This is a genomic window from Pseudomonas sp. TH10 (assembly GCF_016651255.1).
GTDB lineage: Bacteria > Pseudomonadota > Gammaproteobacteria > Pseudomonadales > Pseudomonadaceae > Aquipseudomonas.
In genome coordinates this window covers 41,320-59,164 of record NZ_JAEKEG010000104.1, presented here as the reverse complement: position 1 = coordinate 59,164, position 17,845 = coordinate 41,320, and the positions used below count along the sequence as shown (strand labels likewise).

19 protein-coding genes and 3 pseudogenes are annotated in these 17,845 nt (G+C 60.8%); 5 read left to right on the top strand and 17 right to left on the bottom strand.

Annotated elements, in window-relative coordinates; genetic code table 11:
* Positions 1–100: 100 nt before the first annotated feature.
* Entirely contained in the window at positions 101–328 is a 228-nt protein-coding gene (locus JFT80_RS16580; protein WP_045062821.1) for a DUF6555 family protein, read from the top strand.
* Between the two features lie 205 nt (positions 329–533).
* On the opposite strand, the pseudogene JFT80_RS16575 reads toward JFT80_RS16580, so the two are convergent.
* The 4 genes and pseudogenes from JFT80_RS16575 to JFT80_RS16560 form a co-directional block, all read right to left on the bottom strand.
* Positions 534–1,881 (bottom strand): annotated as a pseudogene (locus tag JFT80_RS16575) (glutamine synthetase family protein).
* A gap of 21 nt (positions 1,882–1,902) precedes the next feature.
* Positions 1,903–2,466: pseudogene (locus JFT80_RS16570) on the bottom strand (helix-turn-helix domain-containing protein).
* 222 nt (positions 2,467–2,688) lie between these two features.
* Positions 2,689–3,680 (bottom strand): annotated as a pseudogene (locus JFT80_RS16565) (NAD(P)/FAD-dependent oxidoreductase); the annotation flags it as partial.
* Between the two features lie 366 nt (positions 3,681–4,046).
* Complete coding sequence (locus JFT80_RS16560; protein ID WP_201148582.1) at positions 4,047–5,249, bottom strand: NAD(P)/FAD-dependent oxidoreductase; 1,203 nt, start codon at positions 5,247–5,249, stop codon at positions 4,047–4,049.
* Positions 5,250–5,519: 270 nt separating this feature from the next.
* On the opposite strand from JFT80_RS16560, the gene JFT80_RS16555 reads away from it, so the two are divergent.
* Positions 5,520–6,071: an Rrf2 family transcriptional regulator gene (locus JFT80_RS16555; RefSeq protein ID WP_201148581.1), complete on the top strand. Its 552-nt coding sequence runs from the start codon at positions 5,520–5,522 to the stop codon at positions 6,069–6,071.
* Between the two features lie 19 nt (positions 6,072–6,090).
* Here JFT80_RS16555 and JFT80_RS16550 read toward each other — a convergent pair whose 3' ends face one another.
* Positions 6,091–6,426, bottom strand: a complete 336-nt coding sequence (locus JFT80_RS16550) for a hypothetical protein (protein WP_122839463.1) — start codon at positions 6,424–6,426, stop codon at positions 6,091–6,093.
* Between the two features lie 74 nt (positions 6,427–6,500).
* Complete coding sequence (locus JFT80_RS16545) at positions 6,501–6,713, bottom strand: hypothetical protein (RefSeq protein ID WP_122839462.1); 213 nt, start codon at positions 6,711–6,713, stop codon at positions 6,501–6,503.
* A gap of 172 nt (positions 6,714–6,885) precedes the next feature.
* Between JFT80_RS16545 and JFT80_RS16540 the strand changes: the two genes are divergently transcribed.
* Entirely contained in the window at positions 6,886–7,125 is a 240-nt protein-coding gene (locus JFT80_RS16540) for a hypothetical protein (RefSeq protein WP_122839461.1), read from the top strand.
* Positions 7,126–7,180: 55 nt separating this feature from the next.
* Here JFT80_RS16540 and JFT80_RS16535 read toward each other — a convergent pair whose 3' ends face one another.
* Positions 7,181–7,372, bottom strand: coding sequence for an SPOR domain-containing protein (locus JFT80_RS16535; protein ID WP_045062838.1), 192 nt, complete (start codon positions 7,370–7,372; stop codon positions 7,181–7,183).
* Positions 7,373–7,575: 203 nt separating this feature from the next.
* Between JFT80_RS16535 and JFT80_RS16530 the strand changes: the two genes are divergently transcribed.
* Positions 7,576–7,938 carry an NUDIX hydrolase gene (locus JFT80_RS16530; RefSeq protein WP_045062840.1) on the top strand — a complete coding sequence of 121 codons (363 nt, stop codon included), beginning with the start codon at positions 7,576–7,578 and terminating at the stop codon, positions 7,936–7,938.
* Positions 7,939–7,959: 21 nt separating this feature from the next.
* Here the strand turns inward: JFT80_RS16530 and JFT80_RS16525 are convergent, their stop codons facing one another.
* The 8 genes from JFT80_RS16525 to JFT80_RS16490 form a co-directional block, all read right to left on the bottom strand.
* The gene (locus JFT80_RS16525) at positions 7,960–8,727 is read right to left on the bottom strand and encodes a 1,6-dihydroxycyclohexa-2,4-diene-1-carboxylate dehydrogenase (RefSeq protein WP_201148580.1); all 768 of its coding nucleotides are present in this window, start codon (positions 8,725–8,727) and stop codon (positions 7,960–7,962) included.
* Between the two features lie 41 nt (positions 8,728–8,768).
* On the bottom strand, positions 8,769–9,782 hold the full coding sequence (gene benC / locus JFT80_RS16520; RefSeq protein ID WP_201148579.1) for a benzoate 1,2-dioxygenase electron transfer component BenC: 1,014 nt from the start codon (positions 9,780–9,782) through the stop codon (positions 8,769–8,771).
* 20 nt (positions 9,783–9,802) lie between these two features.
* Complete coding sequence (gene benB, locus JFT80_RS16515; protein WP_201148578.1) at positions 9,803–10,291, bottom strand: benzoate 1,2-dioxygenase small subunit; 489 nt, start codon at positions 10,289–10,291, stop codon at positions 9,803–9,805.
* Complete coding sequence (benA, locus tag JFT80_RS16510; protein ID WP_201148577.1) at positions 10,291–11,652, bottom strand: benzoate 1,2-dioxygenase large subunit; 1,362 nt, start codon at positions 11,650–11,652, stop codon at positions 10,291–10,293. Before benA ends, benB begins: the two co-directional genes overlap by 1 nt.
* A 247-nt stretch (positions 11,653–11,899) precedes the next feature.
* Positions 11,900–12,859 (bottom strand): AraC family transcriptional regulator, encoded by a 960-nt coding sequence (locus tag JFT80_RS16505; RefSeq protein WP_045062850.1) that lies wholly within the window; start codon positions 12,857–12,859, stop codon positions 11,900–11,902.
* Between the two features lie 218 nt (positions 12,860–13,077).
* Complete coding sequence (gene catA / locus JFT80_RS16500; RefSeq protein WP_122839456.1) at positions 13,078–14,007, bottom strand: catechol 1,2-dioxygenase; 930 nt, start codon at positions 14,005–14,007, stop codon at positions 13,078–13,080.
* 51 nt (positions 14,008–14,058) lie between these two features.
* On the bottom strand, positions 14,059–14,349 hold the full coding sequence (gene catC / locus JFT80_RS16495; RefSeq protein WP_122839455.1) for a muconolactone Delta-isomerase: 291 nt from the start codon (positions 14,347–14,349) through the stop codon (positions 14,059–14,061).
* Positions 14,350–14,359: 10 nt separating this feature from the next.
* On the bottom strand, positions 14,360–15,508 hold the full coding sequence (locus tag JFT80_RS16490) for a muconate cycloisomerase family protein (RefSeq protein WP_201148576.1): 1,149 nt from the start codon (positions 15,506–15,508) through the stop codon (positions 14,360–14,362).
* Positions 15,509–15,634: 126 nt separating this feature from the next.
* On the opposite strand from JFT80_RS16490, the gene JFT80_RS16485 reads away from it, so the two are divergent.
* Positions 15,635–16,540 (top strand): LysR family transcriptional regulator, encoded by a 906-nt coding sequence (locus JFT80_RS16485; protein ID WP_045062861.1) that lies wholly within the window; start codon positions 15,635–15,637, stop codon positions 16,538–16,540.
* Between the two features lie 26 nt (positions 16,541–16,566).
* Here the strand turns inward: JFT80_RS16485 and JFT80_RS16480 are convergent, their stop codons facing one another.
* On the bottom strand, positions 16,567–16,806 hold the full coding sequence (locus tag JFT80_RS16480; protein ID WP_045062862.1) for a DUF1652 domain-containing protein: 240 nt from the start codon (positions 16,804–16,806) through the stop codon (positions 16,567–16,569).
* Positions 16,807–16,914: 108 nt separating this feature from the next.
* A complete protein-coding gene (locus tag JFT80_RS16475; protein WP_201148575.1) occupies positions 16,915–17,814 on the bottom strand; it encodes a polysaccharide deacetylase family protein in 900 nt (299 codons plus the stop codon).
* Positions 17,815–17,845: the final 31 nt, after the last annotated feature.

The window sequence follows — 17,845 nt, the reverse complement described above, 5'->3', positions numbered from 1 at the left end:
TGAATGCTCAAGCATCCCCCCGCAAATCCCTGCACCACCGAAAAGAAAGGGAACTGGCGATAAGCCATTAGAGTCGTAATGGCTTCGCCTGGAGAATCGGATGCGCCCCCTGCACTTTCAAATCACTTACCGCTTGAACGACGCTCGACAGGTCTTTGTCCAGCCCGATTCACACATGACCGATGCCGATGCCTGGTATTACGCCTGCCTGCACGCGGGTGTCGGCTTGGCCTATGGCGAGGATCCGGCGCAACAGGGTCTGGCTGAACTGCGGGCGCAGGCGCAGAAATGCGGGCTGACCGACGTCAGGTGGGAGGCGCTGCCGTGAGGGTGACAGCGGTGCGGTCAAATCGCAGGCAAAAAAAATCCCAAGCAGCTGATGGAAGCTTGGGATTTAAAAATGCATAAACCGTGGTGGTGAACGCGGGGTGAATGTTACTTAATATTTCCCACTGTAACAAGATGTTTTAATTAACCATAGAGTTACTAAGGGTTATAAGCCCTTATATATCCACATGTTTTTTAAGGATGCGTTACATGAACCAGCGATATTCCCGCGCGCTGATTTCGTTCATGAATGCCAAGTAATCCTGCCGTTTGTTCTCGCAATACACGTCCACAAACTCCGCACCCAGGCTTTCGCGAAGAGGCGCATAGCCTTGCATGGCCTGCACCGCCTCGAGCATCTGCGTCGGGAATGCGATGCCGCTGCTGCGATCTTCGTTTAACGGAGTGATCGGTTCCTGGCCCGCTTCCAGCCCTTGCTCCAGACCCACCAAAATCGCCGCAAGCACCAGGTAAGGGTTGGCATCGGCACCCGACAAACGGTGTTCAATGCGCAGGTTTTTCAAGTCTGAATCAGGCACCCGCAAACAGGCATCGCGATCTTCAAAGCCCCAACTCGCTCGAGTGGCGGTGTTCACCGTGCCACTCAAGCGCCGCATGGCATTGTGGTTCGGGGCGAAGATGGGCATGCAGTGGGGCAACACTTCAAGGCAGCCCGCCACGGCGTGCCGCAAGGGTCGCTGTTCATTGGCTGCCAGCAGATTGTTCCCGTCATTATCGTAAAGACTCACATGCACGTGCATGCCGCTGCCGGGGTGCTGCACATAGGGTTTGGCCATGAAACTGGCGCGGTAATTATGCTTGAGGGCCACGCCTCGGCTGCTTCGACAGAACAATGCGGCCCAGTCTGCGGCGCGCAGGCCATCGTCGAGGTGACCGAAGTTGATCTCGAATTGCCCGGGCCCCAGCTCCGCCGTGATCACCGTGGTCGTCGATGCCTTGCTCCCGCGCAGTCTCGACCATGTCATCCAGCACCGGTTGAAAAGCGCGACAGCCGCTCGATGTGCATGTTCGGCTGATCATCGGGATCGTCGGTCAGCGGATCGCGGGGGAACTGCGGCAGGCCATCGCGCAGTTGGCGATCGAACAGGTAGAACTCCAGCTCGAACGCGACCACCGGGAAGATGCCTTTGCGGTTCGAAGCGTTGAGTACCTGCGCAAGGACTTCACGCGGTTCGAATTCGATCGGTTTTTCGGTGCCGTCCGAGGTGATCAGCATCTGCCCCAGCGGCTGCGCTTCCCAGGTCACCGGCTTCAAGGTGCCGGGCACCAAGCGGCGCACGACGTCCGGGTCGCCATCGTTGAAGCAGTAATCGCCAATCTCGAACAAACCGCCCTGCACACCCAGCAACACGCAGTTTTGCGGCAGTTTGAGGGCGCTGCCAGCGGCGACCTTTTCGAGCATGTCCACAGGATAACGCTTGCCGTAGAAGTGCCCCGGAATGTCCAGGAGATCAGGTCGACGCAACGCACCTCAGGGAAGTGCTGGCGAAACGCCCGCACTTCAGCGACCAGGTCAGCGCAGACAGCGTCCATCGTGTTCATCCTTGTTTGTTATCAGGTGTAAACCCAGAGCACGCGGGTTGAGGTTGCTCGGTGAGATTGCCGTAGCGGCAATGGGTGTGACTGGCCAACTGGAAGCTGTCGCCGGCTTCGCAACGTGACCGGTTGATCGTCATCGCAGCCACAGCGTCAGCTCGCCTTCGAGCACGTAGCCACCCTGCTCCGAGCTGTCGTTCATGTGCCGGTCGCCGCTGCTTGCCCCTGGCTTCGCAGCCGGCTTTCGAGCATCGAGAACGAGGCGCGCATTTGCGGCGAGACCAGGATGTCGGTGATGCCATCGGCGTAATACAGCGTGCGGCGCTCGTCCGGGCGGGTGACCCAGGGCAGCGCCATGGGGTTTGGGCAGGCTGTAGAAGTAGGTGGTGGGCACGCCGAGGGTTTCGCTGATGCGCGCGTCAGGTCTGCCACCGTCGGCCGGGACAACCCGCGCTCGACCTGGGAGAGAAAACCCACCGAGCGGCCGATTTTGTCCGCCAGCTCCTTGAGCGTGTATTTTTTGTGTTTGCGCAGGTCCTGGATCAGGATCGCCAGCGCCGATATTTCTTCTTGCATGTCCATCAGAAGGCTCCGGAAATTGTGCGGTTTCAAAGACTGTCGCGCAGTCGATACCAGGCCTTGCCCACGGCTTCGAGCGGCGCGGCGAGGTATTTGCCCCCGGGGAAACGGCTCGTTGACCAGACCCTGGTACAGCGCAAGGTCATCCGGCTGGCCGAGTATCGCGTCGGCTACCGCACGGGCGGCGGCCAGCGTCGGCAGCACGCCGTGGCCGGAGTAGCCTTGCAGCCAGTAACGATTGCCCTCGCCGCCAACGTCCGGCGTGCGATTGAGAGTCAGATCGATGTGCCCGCCCCAGGCAAACTCCAGATCGACGCCTTTGAGCTGCGGGAACACCCGTTCAAGAAACGGCCGGGTTGCCGCCGCGATGTCCTTGGGCATGCCGCCCAAGTAAGTGCAGCCGCCGCCAAACAGCAAACGGTTATCCGGGGTGCGGCGGAAGTAATCGAGGACGAACTGGTTGTCGGTCACGCACACATTGCGCGGCAGCAGTGCAATCGCCTGCTGCTCCGCCAGCGGTGCGGTAGCCACCTGATAGGTGCCGACCGGCAGCACACAACTCGACAGTTGCGGGTCCAGTTGATCCAGGTACGCATTGCACGCCAGCACCAGTACATCCGCGCGAATGCGCCCACGCTCGGTGGTGACCACATACCCGCCGCGTTCCTGGCAATAATCCAGCGCCTTGCTCTGTTCATGGATACGGCCGCCGGCTCGCTCGATGGCGGCGGCCAGGCCGAGTGCCAGTTTCAGCGGGTTGAGGTGCCCGCCTTCGGGGTCGAACAGCCCGGCCTGGTAACGGTCACTCGCCACCCAGTTCGGCAACTCCGCCCGGGAATGAACTGCAAGGCGTCGTGTCCCCACTTGTGGCTGGCCTCGTGTTGCCACTGCGTGAGCAGGCTGACCCGTCGCGGCATCACTGAGGTCCAGAGATGGCCGGGGCGGTAATCGCAGTCGAAATAATGTCGCCCGGGCAGGTCCCGCAGTTCCCTCGCCGCCCAGCGCATGCTGTCCCACAGGCGCCGCGCCCGCTCGTACCCCAAAGCGGCCTCCAGCGGCGGCATGTCGCAAGACCAGCCAAGAATGGCCTGCCCGCCATTGCGCCCGGACGCCGCCCACGCCACCCGACTGGCTTCCAGCAAAGTCACGCGTTTGCCGGCGAGCGCCAGGCGCAAGGCCGTGTGCAACCCGCTGAACCCCGCCCCGATGATCAGCACCTCGGTGTCCTGCTCGCCCACCAGCGGGTCGCGCTCTACCAGCCGATCGGCGCAGGTGTGGGCGTAATAGCTGGGGACATGCTGGGGGATTGGTGGAACATGCGGGCCTCATGAAATTTTATTATTTAAATTTCATGAAAATTTACAGAGATTATTTCACATAGGCAAGTGTTCATCCCTAGGGTCGACTTGCGCCGACGTCGCTGCCGTGAGCCGTCATGCCGTCATATGCCGTGGTGCGCCGTCGTGCGCCGTGGTGTAGGAGCTGCCGAGTGCAACGAGGCTGCGATCTTTTGGCGGCTGCCCTCAAAAGAACAGGATCAAAAGATCGCAGCCTCGTTGCACTCGACAGCTCCTACGACAGCATCAGGCAATCGGGATCAGCGGATCGGCAGCGGCCCACGCGGTTTCACGATTGGCTGCAGGGGGATAGATCCACTGGGTGTTGATCTGGGTTTTCAGCGCCTTGCCTTCCTGACGGACCAGCTTGACCTGGCGATCCCACCCTTCGGTGTACACCGCGCCCCAGGCCCCGAGGTCCAGGCAGGTCACGTACTTGGGCTGGCTGTAGGGCGTCGGGGCGACCCCGAGCAATTGGGCGGCGACGTTGTTGCCGGCGTGGCGACCGAGGACGATGGCATGCTGGCAGGTCATCAGGGCATGGTTGCCGATGTCATCGGAGGCCGCGTAGGCCACATCGCCGGTGGCAAAAATGTCGTCCTGGCCAATCACTTTCAGGTGGCTGTCCACATGCAGGCGGCCCAAGGCATCGCGCTCGCCGGGGATCTGTTCGGTGAGCGAGCTGGCACGTACGCCGGTGGTCCAGATTACGGTGCTGGCTTCAATGCGCTGCCCATCGGCCAAGGTCACTCCGTCGGCATCGACGCCGGCCACCGACGATTTCAAGCGCCACTCCACGCCCACTTCGGCGCTGGCTTCAGCGATGGAAACGCTGATGTCGGCGCCCATCGACGCGCCGATTTTTTCGCCGCGATCAACGATGATCACCTTGATATCCGCCGCTTCGCCAAGAATGGCGCGCAGCCGGGCCGGCATTTCAGTCGCTGTTTCAATCCCGGTGAAGCCACCGCCCGCCACCACCACGGTGTTACGCGCGGCGCTGTCCGGCTGGCCGGCGAGGGATTTGAGGTGTTGCTCCAGGCGCACGGCCTGTTCGATCTGGTCAACGTCAAAAGCGTGCTCGTTCACTCCCGCAGTGCACGACCGTGCCAGGCGGCTGCCGGTGGCCAGAACGAGTTTGTCGTAGCTGCACAGCTGTTGGGCGCCCGCCGCATCCAGGTAACCCACCTGCTTGCTGTGAACGTCGATGGTTTCAGCCGAGCCCTTGATGAACCGTACGCCGACCGCATCGAACAGCTCGCCGATGGGCGCCGCCAGTTGGTGGGCATTGGGCTCGTAGAACCGCGGTCGCACTCGCAGCTCGGCCTGCGGGGCCAGGACGGTGACTTCGACCGCATCGTGACCATGAAGATCGAACAGGCGTGTGGCGCTCAATGCTGTCCACATGCCACCAAAACCTGCGCCGATTACCAGAATGTGCTGTTTCATCTGTGACTCCAGGGAAGACCCGATATTGGAATGGTTTGAGGTCACGCTGAATGATCACCGTGCCGCTCCGAGTAACGGCGACTGTATTAGTCCTAGTTAACCAAAGCAATCGATTTTTTTGATGGTTGCCATCGACGTCATTGATGGCCTAACGGGAAAGGGTTTAGCAGGTAGGCAGGCTAAAGCGCAGAGAGGCGGGGATTGGGGCCCGACGTTGCCATGCCCGCAGCCGGCTGTTAATATTGGCGACTACTTTAGTCGGAGATGAACATGTCTCTTTACAGCGCGGGCGTCGAGTACGGCATTCATTGCCTGCTCTTTCTGGTGGGCAACCGTGGCGAGACCCGGGAGGCCAGCGTGCGCGACCTTGCCGAGTTGCAAGGCGTACCGCTGGATTACCTGGCGAAGATCTTTACCCGGCTGGCCAAGGCCAAGCTGGTGAGTGCCACCGAGGGCGTACGCGGCGGCTTTAGCCTGGCGCGGCCAGCCGATGAAATCACCCTGCTCGACATCGTCAATGCCATCGACGGGCGCAAGAACATTTTCGAATGCCGCGACATCCGCGGGCGTTGCGCCCTGTTTGAGGGCAATCCGCCGGAGTGGGCAATAGAAGGAACCTGCTCGATTCACGGCGCGATGATGACCGCGCAAAAGCGCATGGAAGAAGCCCTTGCCCAACAGACTATCCTCGACATTGCGAGAAAGGTCGGGCGCAAAGCACCGGCGGAATTCGGCCAGCAAGTGGAAAACTGGATCACTGATCGGCGCGACAGGAAAAGCGCCAGCCCCCAAGGCATCCCGCTGACCGACATCAGCAACTGAACACAAGCGTGGCTCAAGCCTACAGGCAGTCGCGCACGGCCTGACGCAGCGCGCCGGATTTGGCCCAGGGCGGCCCCTGGTACAGGGACACGCGGCTGCCACTCTTGTTCTTCACGATATCTAGGATCTCGTCTGCGGTGATCATGCCGGGGGCATTGATCCGGTAGCCGTTAGAGATCGAGGTCTGGCGCGTGGCCGAGACTTGCTTCTGCCATAACGGCAAGACGCACGCGGCGTACTCCTTGGGCGGCTTCTCGCTGTACTTGCTGACGTTCGGTTCACCGGGCACGACGGAAGCCGGCAATGAACAACCAGCCAATGTCGCCAGCATGATTCCTGCGATGAGCATCCGCATGAAGGTTTCCTTCGCTTAAAAAGGAAAATGTAGCGCGTGCCGGCGCAGACATCCATCTGATACACAAAAGCTCATCATTGCCCGGTGTCATCGGGCGCCTCGTAAGTTCGCGCATTCAGGTAATTCATCCAGCGCTCATAGGCCTCGTGTTGCCATTGAGTGACCCGCTCCCACTCCGGGCCGCTGAGTTGATGGGCGGATATCAACTTCATCATTTCCGTGGTGGCCGCATCCAGGTCAACGATCAGCTCATGGGCGTGAAACCTGAAATCATCGGTGGTCGTCATTTGAAAGTGGCCTCTGACACAGCGCGAAATCGCTACTCCACTACGACAACGCCGCTGCAGACTCGCTTAACCTTCCCGACCAAAGGCAAACGCCTGCGTGCAGCGACACAACTTCCGTCACGGTAAAAAGGGTCTAGTATTTCGAAACGGAGAATCATTACAGGAGGTCAGCATGTGGCTTAACGAATCGGAACAGCAACTTCGGCGGGACTTGCAGGGGGTTGCCTCGGACCTGCGCTGGTCGGCGGTAGAGCTTTTGCGCATTGCCGAGCAATTGCAGCAGTCGGGCAACGAGGTGGACGCCAAAGCCGCCAAGCGCCTGTGTGAAGTGCTTCAAGGGGATGAAGAGCGCCTGGCGCAGTATGCCGGGGAAGTGAAGGCCAGGGCGATCACGCGCAACCAGGCGCACTGAGCGAACGGGTGGCGAGGGAGCGTGCTCCCCGCCACCGCACATTGCACGCAAGCCGTTACTGTTTAGTGGCAGGTCTGGGTGATCTGTCGCGGTATCCGGGCAAGGACGCCGCAAAGGCCAACGCCTCTTCACGGCTGGCAAACGCGCCCAGACGGTCGCCCTTGGTGCAGACACGCCAAGGGCCATTGTTCACGCTGAGTACGTCGTAACCGTTCATATGCATCTTGTTCAGCATCGGTACACTCATGACAACCTCCGTTGCGAATCAACTCCAGGATTGACCTTTCTACCTTACACCTGCTTTTGGCGAACGTGCTGACCAGACGTCGTGACGTCAGCGATTGCACTTTCACCCTCCTCCCGGGCTCCAATCATCTGAAACACTACGCTGCACGGTCTGAATATTGCAGTTTCATGACATTATTGTGACAGCCAGTATTTGGATAGAGCATGAAAGTACGCGCCACCGTCATCTGCGAGCAGGATCGCCACATACTTCTGGTACGCAAGCATCGATGCCGCTGGACCCTGCCTGGAGGCAAGGTCGAGCGCGGCGAAACCGTTGCGGACGCGGCCAGGCGCGAGCTTCAGGAGGAAACCAGCCTGGGGGTCGACGAGCTTCTGTACCTGATGGCACTGGAATCCGGCGACACCTGTCACCACGTGTACGAAGCGTCGGTGGTGGATTACGAGGTCGCGCGGCCGACAAATGAAATCGTCGACTGCATCTGGCACCCGCTCGATTCGGTGCACAATCTGAGCACCAACGATGCCACGCTGCGCATCGTCAGGGCGTTCCAGCGTCGCCTCTAGGGTGGCTCAGGCCCGGGCCAGTCAGCCCTGATCGCCACCGCCCACGGGCATGACCATGCCGGTGATGTAGGAGGCGTCGTCGCTGGCCAGGAACAGAATCGCACCTGCCTGCTCATCAAGCGTGCCGTAGCGCTTCATCAGGCTGCTATCGAGCGTCTGGTCGACGATCTGCTGATACCACACCTTCTCCTCGGCACTCTGTTCGGCGCTATTGCGCGGGATGACCCGTGGCGGCGCATCGGTACCGCCGGGCGCCGTGGCATTGACGCGAACGCCCCGCCCGGCCGTTTCGAACGCCAGGCACGCGGTCAGTGCGTTGACCCCGCCCTTCGCCGCCCCGTAGGGCACGCGGTTGATGCTGCGGGTGGCAATGGAGGAGACGTTGACGATCGCCCCGCTGCCCTGCTCCAGCATGAACGGCAGTGCGGCATGGCAGCACCACAGCGTCGGGAACAGCGAGCGACGCACTTCGGCTTCGATCTGCGACGCTTCGTAATGCTCGAAAGGCTTGGCCCAGATGGTCCCGCCGACGTTGTTGATCAGGATGTCCAGGCGACTAAAACGTTCAACGGCGGCCTGCATCACGCGCTCGCATTCGCTGTATTGCTCAAGATCGGCGGTCAGCGCGAAGCTGTCCTGGCCCAGTTGCTGTTGCAGTTCGAACACCAGTTCGGAGCGGTCGACCAGGATCAGCCGCGCACCTTCGGCCGCCATGCGTTCGGCGACCCGCCGGCCGATGCCTTGGGCGGCGCCGGTGATGAGGGCGACTTTTTCGTGGAATCTGTTCATGTGTACCTCGATGGTTCAGGTGCCGCAGTTCTTGTACGGGCTCACGCCGCGCTGGCGGCGAATTTTTCGAAGTAGAAATTCACCGGGGTGATGCCCTGCTCGCGGATGTATTGGCTGACCGCTTCAACCATCGGCGGTGGCCCGCACAGGTAGACGTCGACATCACCTTCGTTGAGGTGACGCGGTTCGATGTGTTGGGTGACGTAGCCCTTGAGTGGGTGCGCGCTTTGCGAGTTGGCCACGCAGGCGCCGAAGCTGAAATTGGCGATGCGGGCGGCAAAGGCTTCGAGGCGATCGAGCTCAACCAGGTCGAAGTCATTGGTCACACCGTAGATCAGGTGCACCGGATGCTCACTGCCCTGCTCGGCGATTTTTTCCAGCATTGCGGTGAACGGTGCCAGCCCCGTGCCACCCGCGAGCAAGAGCAGCGGCCGCTTGATGTCGCGCAGGTAAAAACTGCCCAGCGGCCCGGCCAGATTCAGGCTGTCGCCGGCCTTCGCCAGGCCGGTGAGAAAGCTGCTCATCAAGCCGCCGGGGACGTTGCGGATCAGGAAGCTGACCTCGCCATCCTTCTGCAAGGAACTGAATGAATACGCCCGGCTTTGCTGACTGCCCGGCACTTGCAGGTTGACGTACTGCCCCGGTAGAAACGCCAGTTTGCTCAACGCCTCGCCCTTGATCGACAGGGCAATGGTGCTTTCGGACAACTGCCGCACAGCGCTGATCGAGGCCTGAAAACACGCCTGTTCGGTCTTGCATACCTGCGAGCCGACCGGCACGCGTATTACGCAGTCACTCTCGGCGCGCATCTGGCAGGTCAGGACGTAACCCTGGGCGAGTTCATCGTCAGTCAAGGCGTCCTCGATGAAGTTGTCGCCCATGGCGTAACGCCCGGCTTCGGCGAAACATTTGCAGGTACCGCAGGCGCCGTCACGGCAGTCCAGCGGGATGTTGATGCCTTGGCGATACGCCGCGTCGGCGACGGTTTCATGGCCACCGGCCTCGATGAAACGGGTGACGCCGTCTTCAAAATTCAGTGCGATCTGGAAATTCATGGTGCACCTCGCCGTGTCGACTAGATGTGATAGATGTCGATGACCTGACGGACGTAATCGTTTTTCAGCACGACTTTCTTGGCCTTGATCAGCGGCTGGTCGCCGCGCAGGTCGAGGCTGTAGAAACTGCTGCCGAAGTAGCTGTCGGTGACCTGATAGCGAAAGCTCAGGGTGTGCCAGTTGAAGCGCACCTGGCAGTGGCCTTCGCCTTGCTCGACGATTTCGATGTTGCTCAGGTTGTGCGAGGTGCGGGTGTCGGGAAGGGTCGCGCTGGAGCGCTCGGTCTTGATCCGAAAAATACGGTCTTCGAGGCCGCCCCGGTTGCCGTACCAGATCAGCGAGATTTCGCTTTGCGGGTCTTCGGTGAGCGTGTCGTTATCGTCCCAGGCCGGCATCCAGAACGTCGCCTCGGCGGCGTACAGTTCCAGCCATTGATCCCACTGACCGTCATCGAGATAACGCGCTTCGCGGTAGAGAAAATCCCGCACGGCTTCGTAGGTAATGGTCATCACACGGTCTCCACGTCGATCAGCTTCGCCTGCTCGGCGGCCAGCGCCTTGAGCATGGTCTGCTGCCAGTACTTGTGCTGCAGCACGAACAGACCTTCGTCTTCGGTGCGCACGCCGCTGAGCAACGGCTGCAGGTCGATTTCCCTGGCCGCCTCATCGGCGCCTTCGATCCAGTGCTCGGCACCGCGGGACATGTCGTTCCAGGCGGTGACGCTGCCCTGGTAACCGGTCTGGCAGGAACGAAATTCTTCGAGATCGTCCGGCGTCGCCATGCCGCTGACATTGAAGAAATCCTCGTACTGGCGGATGCGGCTGGAGCGCGCGTGATCGCTTTCGCCTTTGGGCGCGATGCAGTAGATGGTGATTTCCGTGCGGTTGACCGAGATCGGCCGGGCAATGCGGATCTGCGAGCTGAACTGGTCCATCAGGTACACGTTGGGGTACAGGCACAGGTTGCGCGAGTTCTCGATCATCCAGTCGGCGCGAGCCTTGCCGAAGTCACGAGCGAGTTCGTCACGGCGCTCGTAGGCCGGGCGATTCTCGGGGTTGGCCCAGCGGGTCCAGAGCAGCAGGTGACCGTGATCGAAGGAGTAGAAACCGCCGCCCTTCTTCGCCCAGCTGCCGGCGCTCATGGTCTTGATCGCTTCACCGGCTTCACGCTGCTGACGCTGATTCTGAGTGGCGGCGTAGTTCCAGTGCACGGAGCTGACATGGTAGCCGTCGGCGCCGTTTTCGGCGGTGAGTTTCCAGTTGCCCTCGTAGATATAGGAACTGGAACCGCGCAGCACTTCCAGACCTTGCGGCGACTGGTCGACGATCATGTCGATGATCTTCGCTGACTCGCCGAGGTGTTCACTGAGGGATTTCACCTCGGCATTCAGGCTGCCGAACAGAAAGCCGCGATACGACTCGAAACGCGCGACCTTGGTCAGGTCATGTGAGCCTTCGCAGTTGAAAGCGGCGGGATAACCGGCCTCGCTCGGGTCTTTGACCTTGAGCAGTTTGCCGCTGTTGTTGAAGGTCCAGCCATGGAACGGGCAGGTGTAGGAGCGCTGGTTGCCGGATTTATGCCGGCAGAGCATGGCGCCGCGATGGCTGCAGGCGTTGAGAAACGCGTTAAGCACACCGTCCTTGTTGCGCGCGATAAAGATCGGCTGGCGCCCCATGGTGGTGGTCAGGAAGTCGTTGTTGTTGGGGATCTGGCTTTCGTGGGCGAGATAAATCCAGTTGCCTTCGAAGATGTGCGCCATCTCCAGTTCGAACAGACGCGGATCGGTGAACATCTCCCGCTTGCAGCGGTAGATGCCCTGCTCTGGATCGTCTTCAAGCAGGGATTGCAGGTATTCGGGTCGCAGGGTCATGGCCGCCGCCTCCATTGTTTTTATTTCAGGCAGGGCCATGCTAGGACGGGGGGACGGGACGGACTATCCGCTGGGTGCAGACCTGTATCCGTTTAGTGCAGCTGTATGTGGCCAATGCGTGGGAGCGCGGAGGAGCTGTCGAGTGCAACGAGGCTGCGATCTTTTGACTTTCGCTTTTTCAAGAGCAAAGATCGCAGCCTCGTTGCACTCGACAGCTCCTACAGAGGCATTGGTGGGGTTTGCGGGTTCAATGCCGGCGCTTGAGGGTGTCCGAGGGCAGTTCGCCGAATTGTTTGCGGTAGCTGTCGGAGAACCGTCCCAGGTGCAGGAAGCCGTAATCCATCGCCACTTCGGTGACGTTGCGCACGATGCAGGTCGGGTCGCTCAGGCAAGCATTGACCCGTTCCAGGCGCTTCTGGCGGATGTAGTTCTTCGGCGTGGTGCAGGCGTTGCGTTCAAACAGGCCGTACAACGAACGCAGGCTCATGCTGGCCTGGCGCGCGAGTTCTTCGCTGTCGATGTCGTGCTTGAGATTGCGGGCGATGTAATCGGCAATCGCTTCGAACGTCGCAGCCTGGGAACCGAGTTCCAGGCGGCTGACGTTGGTCTTCATCAGGCTGAGCATCTTGCTGACGATGATCTGCGTGTAGTGCTCCTGCACCCGGGGAATCTGCTCGGTGGCCTCGGCCTCCTGGCAAATCATCGCCAGCAGGTTGACGAAACCTTCCAGTTCATTGAGCTGGTAGCGGTTTTCCAGAAACCGTACGCCCTGCCCCGGATAACGCCAGCGCTGCTCGTCGCAGACCGACTCCAGCAACGAGGCAGGGACTTTGAGGATGAATTTTTCGCAATCGTCGGAATAGGTCAGATCCACCGGATCGTCGGGGTTGATCAGCAGCAATTCGCCGGGGGCGAAATAATGCTCCTGGGCGTGACCACGCCACAGGCAATTGCCTCGCAATAACACTTGCAGGTGATAGATGGTTTCCAGCGCGCCCGAGGTGACGCGAACGCTGCCGCCGTAGCTGATACGGCACAGGTCGAGGCTGGCGAATTTGCGATGATTGAGACTGGCCAGGGGTTGCCCGGCACGGGGCATCAGGATGCAATGGTTGCCGACATGCTGATTGACGTAGCCCGACACGGCGTAGGGGTCGGCATGGTCGAATACCGTGCTGCGCTGACTCAACAGTTGCGCGTGCATCATCGGGTCACTCTCGTTGTTGTTATAGATGTTCTGGTCATTCTAGAGCAGTACCGGCACCGATGTACGCGTTGACCGACACATGGGAGCGGGCTCCTGCGGATTGGTGGCGAGCCAAACTCCCGCGTACACCCGGGCCCCTGTGGGAGCTGGCTTGCCAGCGATGGCGGTATCTCTATCGCCATCGCCGGCAGGCCGGGCTCCTGCAGGTTGTACAGGGATCAGTCTTCGAGTGCGCGAACCCGCTCCATGCGTTGCTGCTCTTGCGGCTGGGCCGAGGACTGCAGGGTGAAGTCGAAGACGATTTCAGCAAAGCGGCCGCTGACACCGTAGGCCGCAGCGCGGGCCTGGTCTTCGCTGAAGGTGATTTTGGCAATCAGCTCGTCACGGGTGGCGTAGGCGAAGTCGTCATGCAGGTACTCATCACCGTCCAGGTTGATCTGGGTGGTGAGGTGGCGATGGTCTGCGGCCGAGATGAAGAAGTGGATATGCGCCGGGCGCTGGCCATGACGGCCCAGTTGATCGAGCAGTTGCTGGGTCGGGCCATCCGGTGGGCAGCCGTAGCCGGACGGCACGATGCTGCGGAAGCGATAACGACCTTCGGCGTCGGTCACGATGCGCCGGCGCAGGTTGAATTCCGATTGGCTGCTATCGAAGTAGGAGTAAGTCCCACCGGTATTGGCCTGCCAGACGTCCACCACCGCACCTGCCAGAGGTTCGCCAGCGGTATTGAGCACCTGGCCCTGCATGAACAGCGGCACGCCCGGATCATTGCCGTCGTCCAGTCGAGCCTCGAAGTCGGACAAGGGCGCACCGGCCACGTACAGCGGGCCTTCGATGGTGCGCGGGGTGCCGCCAGCCTTGCCGGCCTGCTCGTCTTCGGCGTCCATCAACAGATCGAGATAGTGCTCCAGCCCCAGGCCCGCGACCACCAGCCCGGCTTCCTGGCGCGAACCCAGCACGTTGAGGTAGTTGACGGCTTTCCAGAACTCTTCCGGCGTTACCGCCAGGTCTTCGATGATGTTCACCGAGTCACGCAGGATGCGGTAGATCAGCGCCTTGACCCGCGGGCTGCCAGCATCGTTGTGCAGGCCGCTGGCTTCTTCGAGAAATTGCTGGGCAGCAGCAGTATGGGAAATCTTGACGTTCATGGTGGTTCCTCATCTTGTAATTATTAGCGTAGCGAACTGAACAGGCTGGGTTCAGCGGTCATCCTCGCGAATCGACGAAGGATGCCGGCACATCGCGGTGACTTCGATCGCCATGTACGGGTAGAGCGGCAATTGCATCAGCAGGTCGTGCAGTTCCTGGACACTGTCGACGTCGAACACGCTGTAGTTGGCATACAGCCCGGCAATGCGCCAAAGGTGGCGCCACTTGCCCTGGTCTTGCAGGCGCTGGGAGAAGGCCTTTTCGTCAGCCTTGAGCCTGGTGGCCAACTCGGTATTCATGTCGACCGGCAGGTTCACGGTCATCTTTACGTGGAACAGCATGATGCACTCCTCAGACTTGATGAAGAACAGTGGCAGACTTGTCGCGGCGGAAAAACGCCAGGCGCTCTTCGTCCAGTTTCAGGCCCAGGCCCGGGGTGGTCGGTACGTGCAGCTCGAAATCGCGATACTCCAGCGGTTCGCTGAGGATGTCTTCAGTCAGCAGCAGCGGGCCGAACAACTCGGTGTCCCAGGCCAGTTTGTTCAGGGTGATGAACGCCTGGGCCGAGGCCATGGTGCCGATGCCGCCTTCGAGCATGGTGCCGCCGTACAGCGCAATACCCGCTGCTTCGGCGATGGCCGCAGTCTTGAGCACTGCGCGCGGGCCGCCGTTCTTGGCGATCTTCAGGGCGAAGATCGATGCGGCGCCCTCACGGGCCAGGCTGAAGGCGTCTTCGACACTTTCGATGGATTCGTCAGCCATGATCGGTGCCGGGCTGCGCTGGTTCAGGCGAACTTGCCCGGAGCGGTTGATCCGCGAAATCGGCTGTTCGATCAGGTCGATGCCGTTGGTGCCGAGAATTCGGCAGGCACGGATGGCCACCGCTTCGTCCCAGGCCTGGTTGACGTCCACCCTGACGCTGGCGCGATCACCCAGGGCTTTCTTGATGGCGATCACATGCGCCAGGTCGCGATTGACTTCACCGGCGCCGATTTTCAATTTGAAGATACGATGGCGGCGCAGGTCGAGCATCTGCTCCGCTTCGGCGATGTCCTTGGCGGTATCGCCACTGGCCAGGGTCCAGGCCACCGGCAGCGCATTGCGCACCCGGCCACCGAGCAATTCGCTGACCGCCAGGCCCAGGCGCTTGCCCTGGGCATCGAGCAAGGCGGTTTCGATACCTGACTTGGCGAAAGTGTTGCCACGGATGCTGCGCTCCAGGCGCAACATCGCAGCATTCACATTGGCGCTGTCCTGGCCCAGCAGCAGCGGTGCGAAGTGGCGGTCGATGTTGGTCTTGATGCTGTCCGGGCTCTCGTTGCCATACGCCAGGCCACCGATGGTGGTGGCTTCGCCGATGCCTTCGATGCCGTCGGCGCAACGCACGCGAATGATCACCAGCGTCTGGTTCTGCATGGTGTGCATGGCCAGCTTGTGCGGGCGAATGGTCGGCAGATCGACGATGATCGTCTCGATCGATTCAATGGCTGTTGCAAGCATTTCGATACCCGTCAGGTTCTTGGAGTTCTGAACCCGATTCTGGTACGGCTTTTTCTGGAAGCCAATATAGAATTGGTCTGACTTGATACCTTAAAGGTATGCAGCCGATCAGCTTTTGGAGGTTCCATGGAACTGCGTCATCTGCGCTATTTTCAGGTGCTGGCGAAAACCCTCAACTTCACCCGAGCCGCAGAACTGCTGCACATCGCGCAACCGCCCCTCAGCCGGCAGATTCAACAGCTGGAGGATGAGCTGGGCGTGATGTTGCTGGAGCGCGGCCGGCCGTTGAAGTTGACCGATGCCGGCCGGTTCTTCCATGAACATTCCAGCGCACTTCTGGAACAGCTGGGCAAGGTGTGTGACAACACCCGGCGCATAGGCCAGGGGGAAAAGACCTGGCTGGGCATCGGTTTTGCGCCATCGACGCTTTATGGGGTACTGCCGGAATTGATCCGGCGCTTGCGCAGCGGCGAGCCACTGGAGCTGGAACTTGGGCTGTCGGAATTGACCACGCTCCAGCAGGTCCATGCGCTCAAGGCTGGCAGGATCGATATCGGCTTTGGACGAATCCGCATCGACGACCCGGCCATCATCCAGACCGTGCTCACCGAAGACCGGCTGGTCGCCGCCCTCCCCGCCGGCCACCCACTGCTGGGCGCGCCGATCAGCCTGCGGGAGCTGGCCAGGGAACCGTTCGTACTGTACCCGGGCAATCCGCGGCCAAGTTACGCCGACCATGTGATCGCCCTGTTCGAGTCCTACGGTGTGAGCATCCAGGTGGCGCAATGGACCAACGAGTTGCAGACCGCGATCGGCCTGGTCGGGGCTGGCATCGGCGTCACCCTGGTGCCGGCGTCCGTGCAGTTGTTGCACCGTGACGACATAGGGTTTACGGCACTGCTGGAGGACAACGCGACTTCACCGATCATCCTCAGCCGGCGGGCGGGCGATGTGTCGCCGGGGTTGAAGCACTGCCTGCAGATGATCGATGAGTTGTTGCCGCGCGCGCTGGAATCCACTCAGGACACCTGACCTGCAGCCTGGGGCAGCAAGCGCGCTCAACCGGCGAACGCGCGGCGCCCGGCGTTCATTTCCGTGCGCAGTTCGGCAATGAGGTTGTTGATGTCGCGGATGGTGGCCAGGTCCGCTGTGGAGACATTGCGGACCAGCAGCACAACCTCGTGGGTATCGGGATCGAATACGGTGATTTCCAGCAATCCCAGGCTCTCCGTGCATTCACAGGACAGTGGCTCGAAACCGGATTCGACAATACTGGAAAGGACTGCGATAGGCACCATGGCTGACGACTCTGGCGGCAGTTAATGGAAAAGATCCCATTGACGATAGATGCACTTCGTCAGTTGCGCGCACGCCAAATGTTATCCAGCTCTCACTTTGAGTGTTTTTCAGCGTGAATCCCCGGACCAGATCCAGTTCCACAGCCCCGGCAGTTGCACCGGCTGCGAACTGTCGAGCACGGTGCGCGCCAGGGCCGCCCGTTGCAGAGCAGCGCTGTCATCATAAAAAGGTTTTTGCGCAACCGGCACCCCTGTCTCCCGGGCGCTGTCGAGGAGAATCTGCAGATACTCGCGCGCATGCCTTGCGGTGTAGCGGTTGAGATCATGAAAGGTCACCACCACCGGGATCACCCCGTCCACCACCGGCAATTGACCTTGCGCGATGCGCTCGCGAACTTCGGACATCGACCGCAGCATATGCGAGCGCCGCCGCGGGCTGGCGTTAAACCCCCAGATCTTGCCGTCGTTGGCACTGAGGTCCGTCAGCAGCATGTGCAGGCCGTGCCGCTGATAGGCGGCGAAGGTGCGCTTGTCGTAACTCCAGAACGGCGGCCGCAGCAGGACAGGCGCCGCGCCGGTGATCGCGGCGATATCGGCGCTGCCATTGGCGAGCGATTGCTCCAGCGCCTGATCGTCCAGGGATCGATGGTTGCTGTGTCCGGGGGTGGCGGTATGAAAGCCGATGACATGACCCTCCGCCTGTTCCCGACGCATGACCTCGCGCCCAATCTCACTGCCCCCGGCCCTGGAAGCCCGGGTCTGCACGAAAAACACCGCCTTGATGTGCGGTTGCAGCGGATTTTGCGCGAGGCTGTCGAGGACAGTCAGCGTCGGGTTCCAGAAACTTGAAGCGCTGGGGCCGTCGTCGAAGGTCAGTAAAAACCGGATGGGAGGTTGCGCGGTTAAACGTTGTTCGGTTTGCGGGGTCATTGCTATAGGTGCAGCAATGCAGCCGGCCAGTCCGGTGGCTAGAACCAGTGGAGCGAGGAGTTTGTACAGCTGTTTCATGGTTTGCCTTGGCCAGGCGATGCGGTGGGCC

Coding starts and splice junctions, on each gene's coding strand:
- JFT80_RS16580 (WP_045062821.1), top strand. CDS start 101: ATGCGCCCCCTGCACTTTCAAATCACTTACCGCTTGAACGACGCTCGA.
- JFT80_RS16550 (WP_122839463.1), bottom strand. CDS start 6,426: ATGCGGATGCTCATCGCAGGAATCATGCTGGCGACATTGGCTGGTTGT.
- JFT80_RS16475 (WP_201148575.1), bottom strand. CDS start 17,814: ATGAAACAGCTGTACAAACTCCTCGCTCCACTGGTTCTAGCCACCGGA.
- JFT80_RS16485 (WP_045062861.1), top strand. CDS start 15,635: ATGGAACTGCGTCATCTGCGCTATTTTCAGGTGCTGGCGAAAACCCTC.
- JFT80_RS16560 (WP_201148582.1), bottom strand. CDS start 5,249: ATGAAACAGCACATTCTGGTAATCGGCGCAGGTTTTGGTGGCATGTGG.
- catA (WP_122839456.1), bottom strand. CDS start 14,007: ATGAACGTCAAGATTTCCCATACTGCTGCTGCCCAGCAATTTCTCGAA.
- benC (WP_201148579.1), bottom strand. CDS start 9,782: ATGAATTTCCAGATCGCACTGAATTTTGAAGACGGCGTCACCCGTTTC.
- JFT80_RS16530 (WP_045062840.1), top strand. CDS start 7,576: ATGAAAGTACGCGCCACCGTCATCTGCGAGCAGGATCGCCACATACTT.
- JFT80_RS16480 (WP_045062862.1), bottom strand. CDS start 16,806: ATGGTGCCTATCGCAGTCCTTTCCAGTATTGTCGAATCCGGTTTCGAG.
- JFT80_RS16545 (WP_122839462.1), bottom strand. CDS start 6,713: ATGACGACCACCGATGATTTCAGGTTTCACGCCCATGAGCTGATCGTT.
- JFT80_RS16555 (WP_201148581.1), top strand. CDS start 5,520: ATGTCTCTTTACAGCGCGGGCGTCGAGTACGGCATTCATTGCCTGCTC.
- JFT80_RS16505 (WP_045062850.1), bottom strand. CDS start 12,859: ATGATGCACGCGCAACTGTTGAGTCAGCGCAGCACGGTATTCGACCAT.
- benA (WP_201148577.1), bottom strand. CDS start 11,652: ATGACCCTGCGACCCGAATACCTGCAATCCCTGCTTGAAGACGATCCA.
- catC (WP_122839455.1), bottom strand. CDS start 14,349: ATGCTGTTCCACGTAAAGATGACCGTGAACCTGCCGGTCGACATGAAT.
- JFT80_RS16535 (WP_045062838.1), bottom strand. CDS start 7,372: ATGAGTGTACCGATGCTGAACAAGATGCATATGAACGGTTACGACGTA.
- JFT80_RS16490 (WP_201148576.1), bottom strand. CDS start 15,508: ATGCTTGCAACAGCCATTGAATCGATCGAGACGATCATCGTCGATCTG.
- benB (WP_201148578.1), bottom strand. CDS start 10,291: ATGACCATTACCTACGAAGCCGTGCGGGATTTTCTCTACCGCGAAGCG.
- JFT80_RS16525 (WP_201148580.1), bottom strand. CDS start 8,727: ATGAACAGATTCCACGAAAAAGTCGCCCTCATCACCGGCGCCGCCCAA.
- JFT80_RS16540 (WP_122839461.1), top strand. CDS start 6,886: ATGTGGCTTAACGAATCGGAACAGCAACTTCGGCGGGACTTGCAGGGG.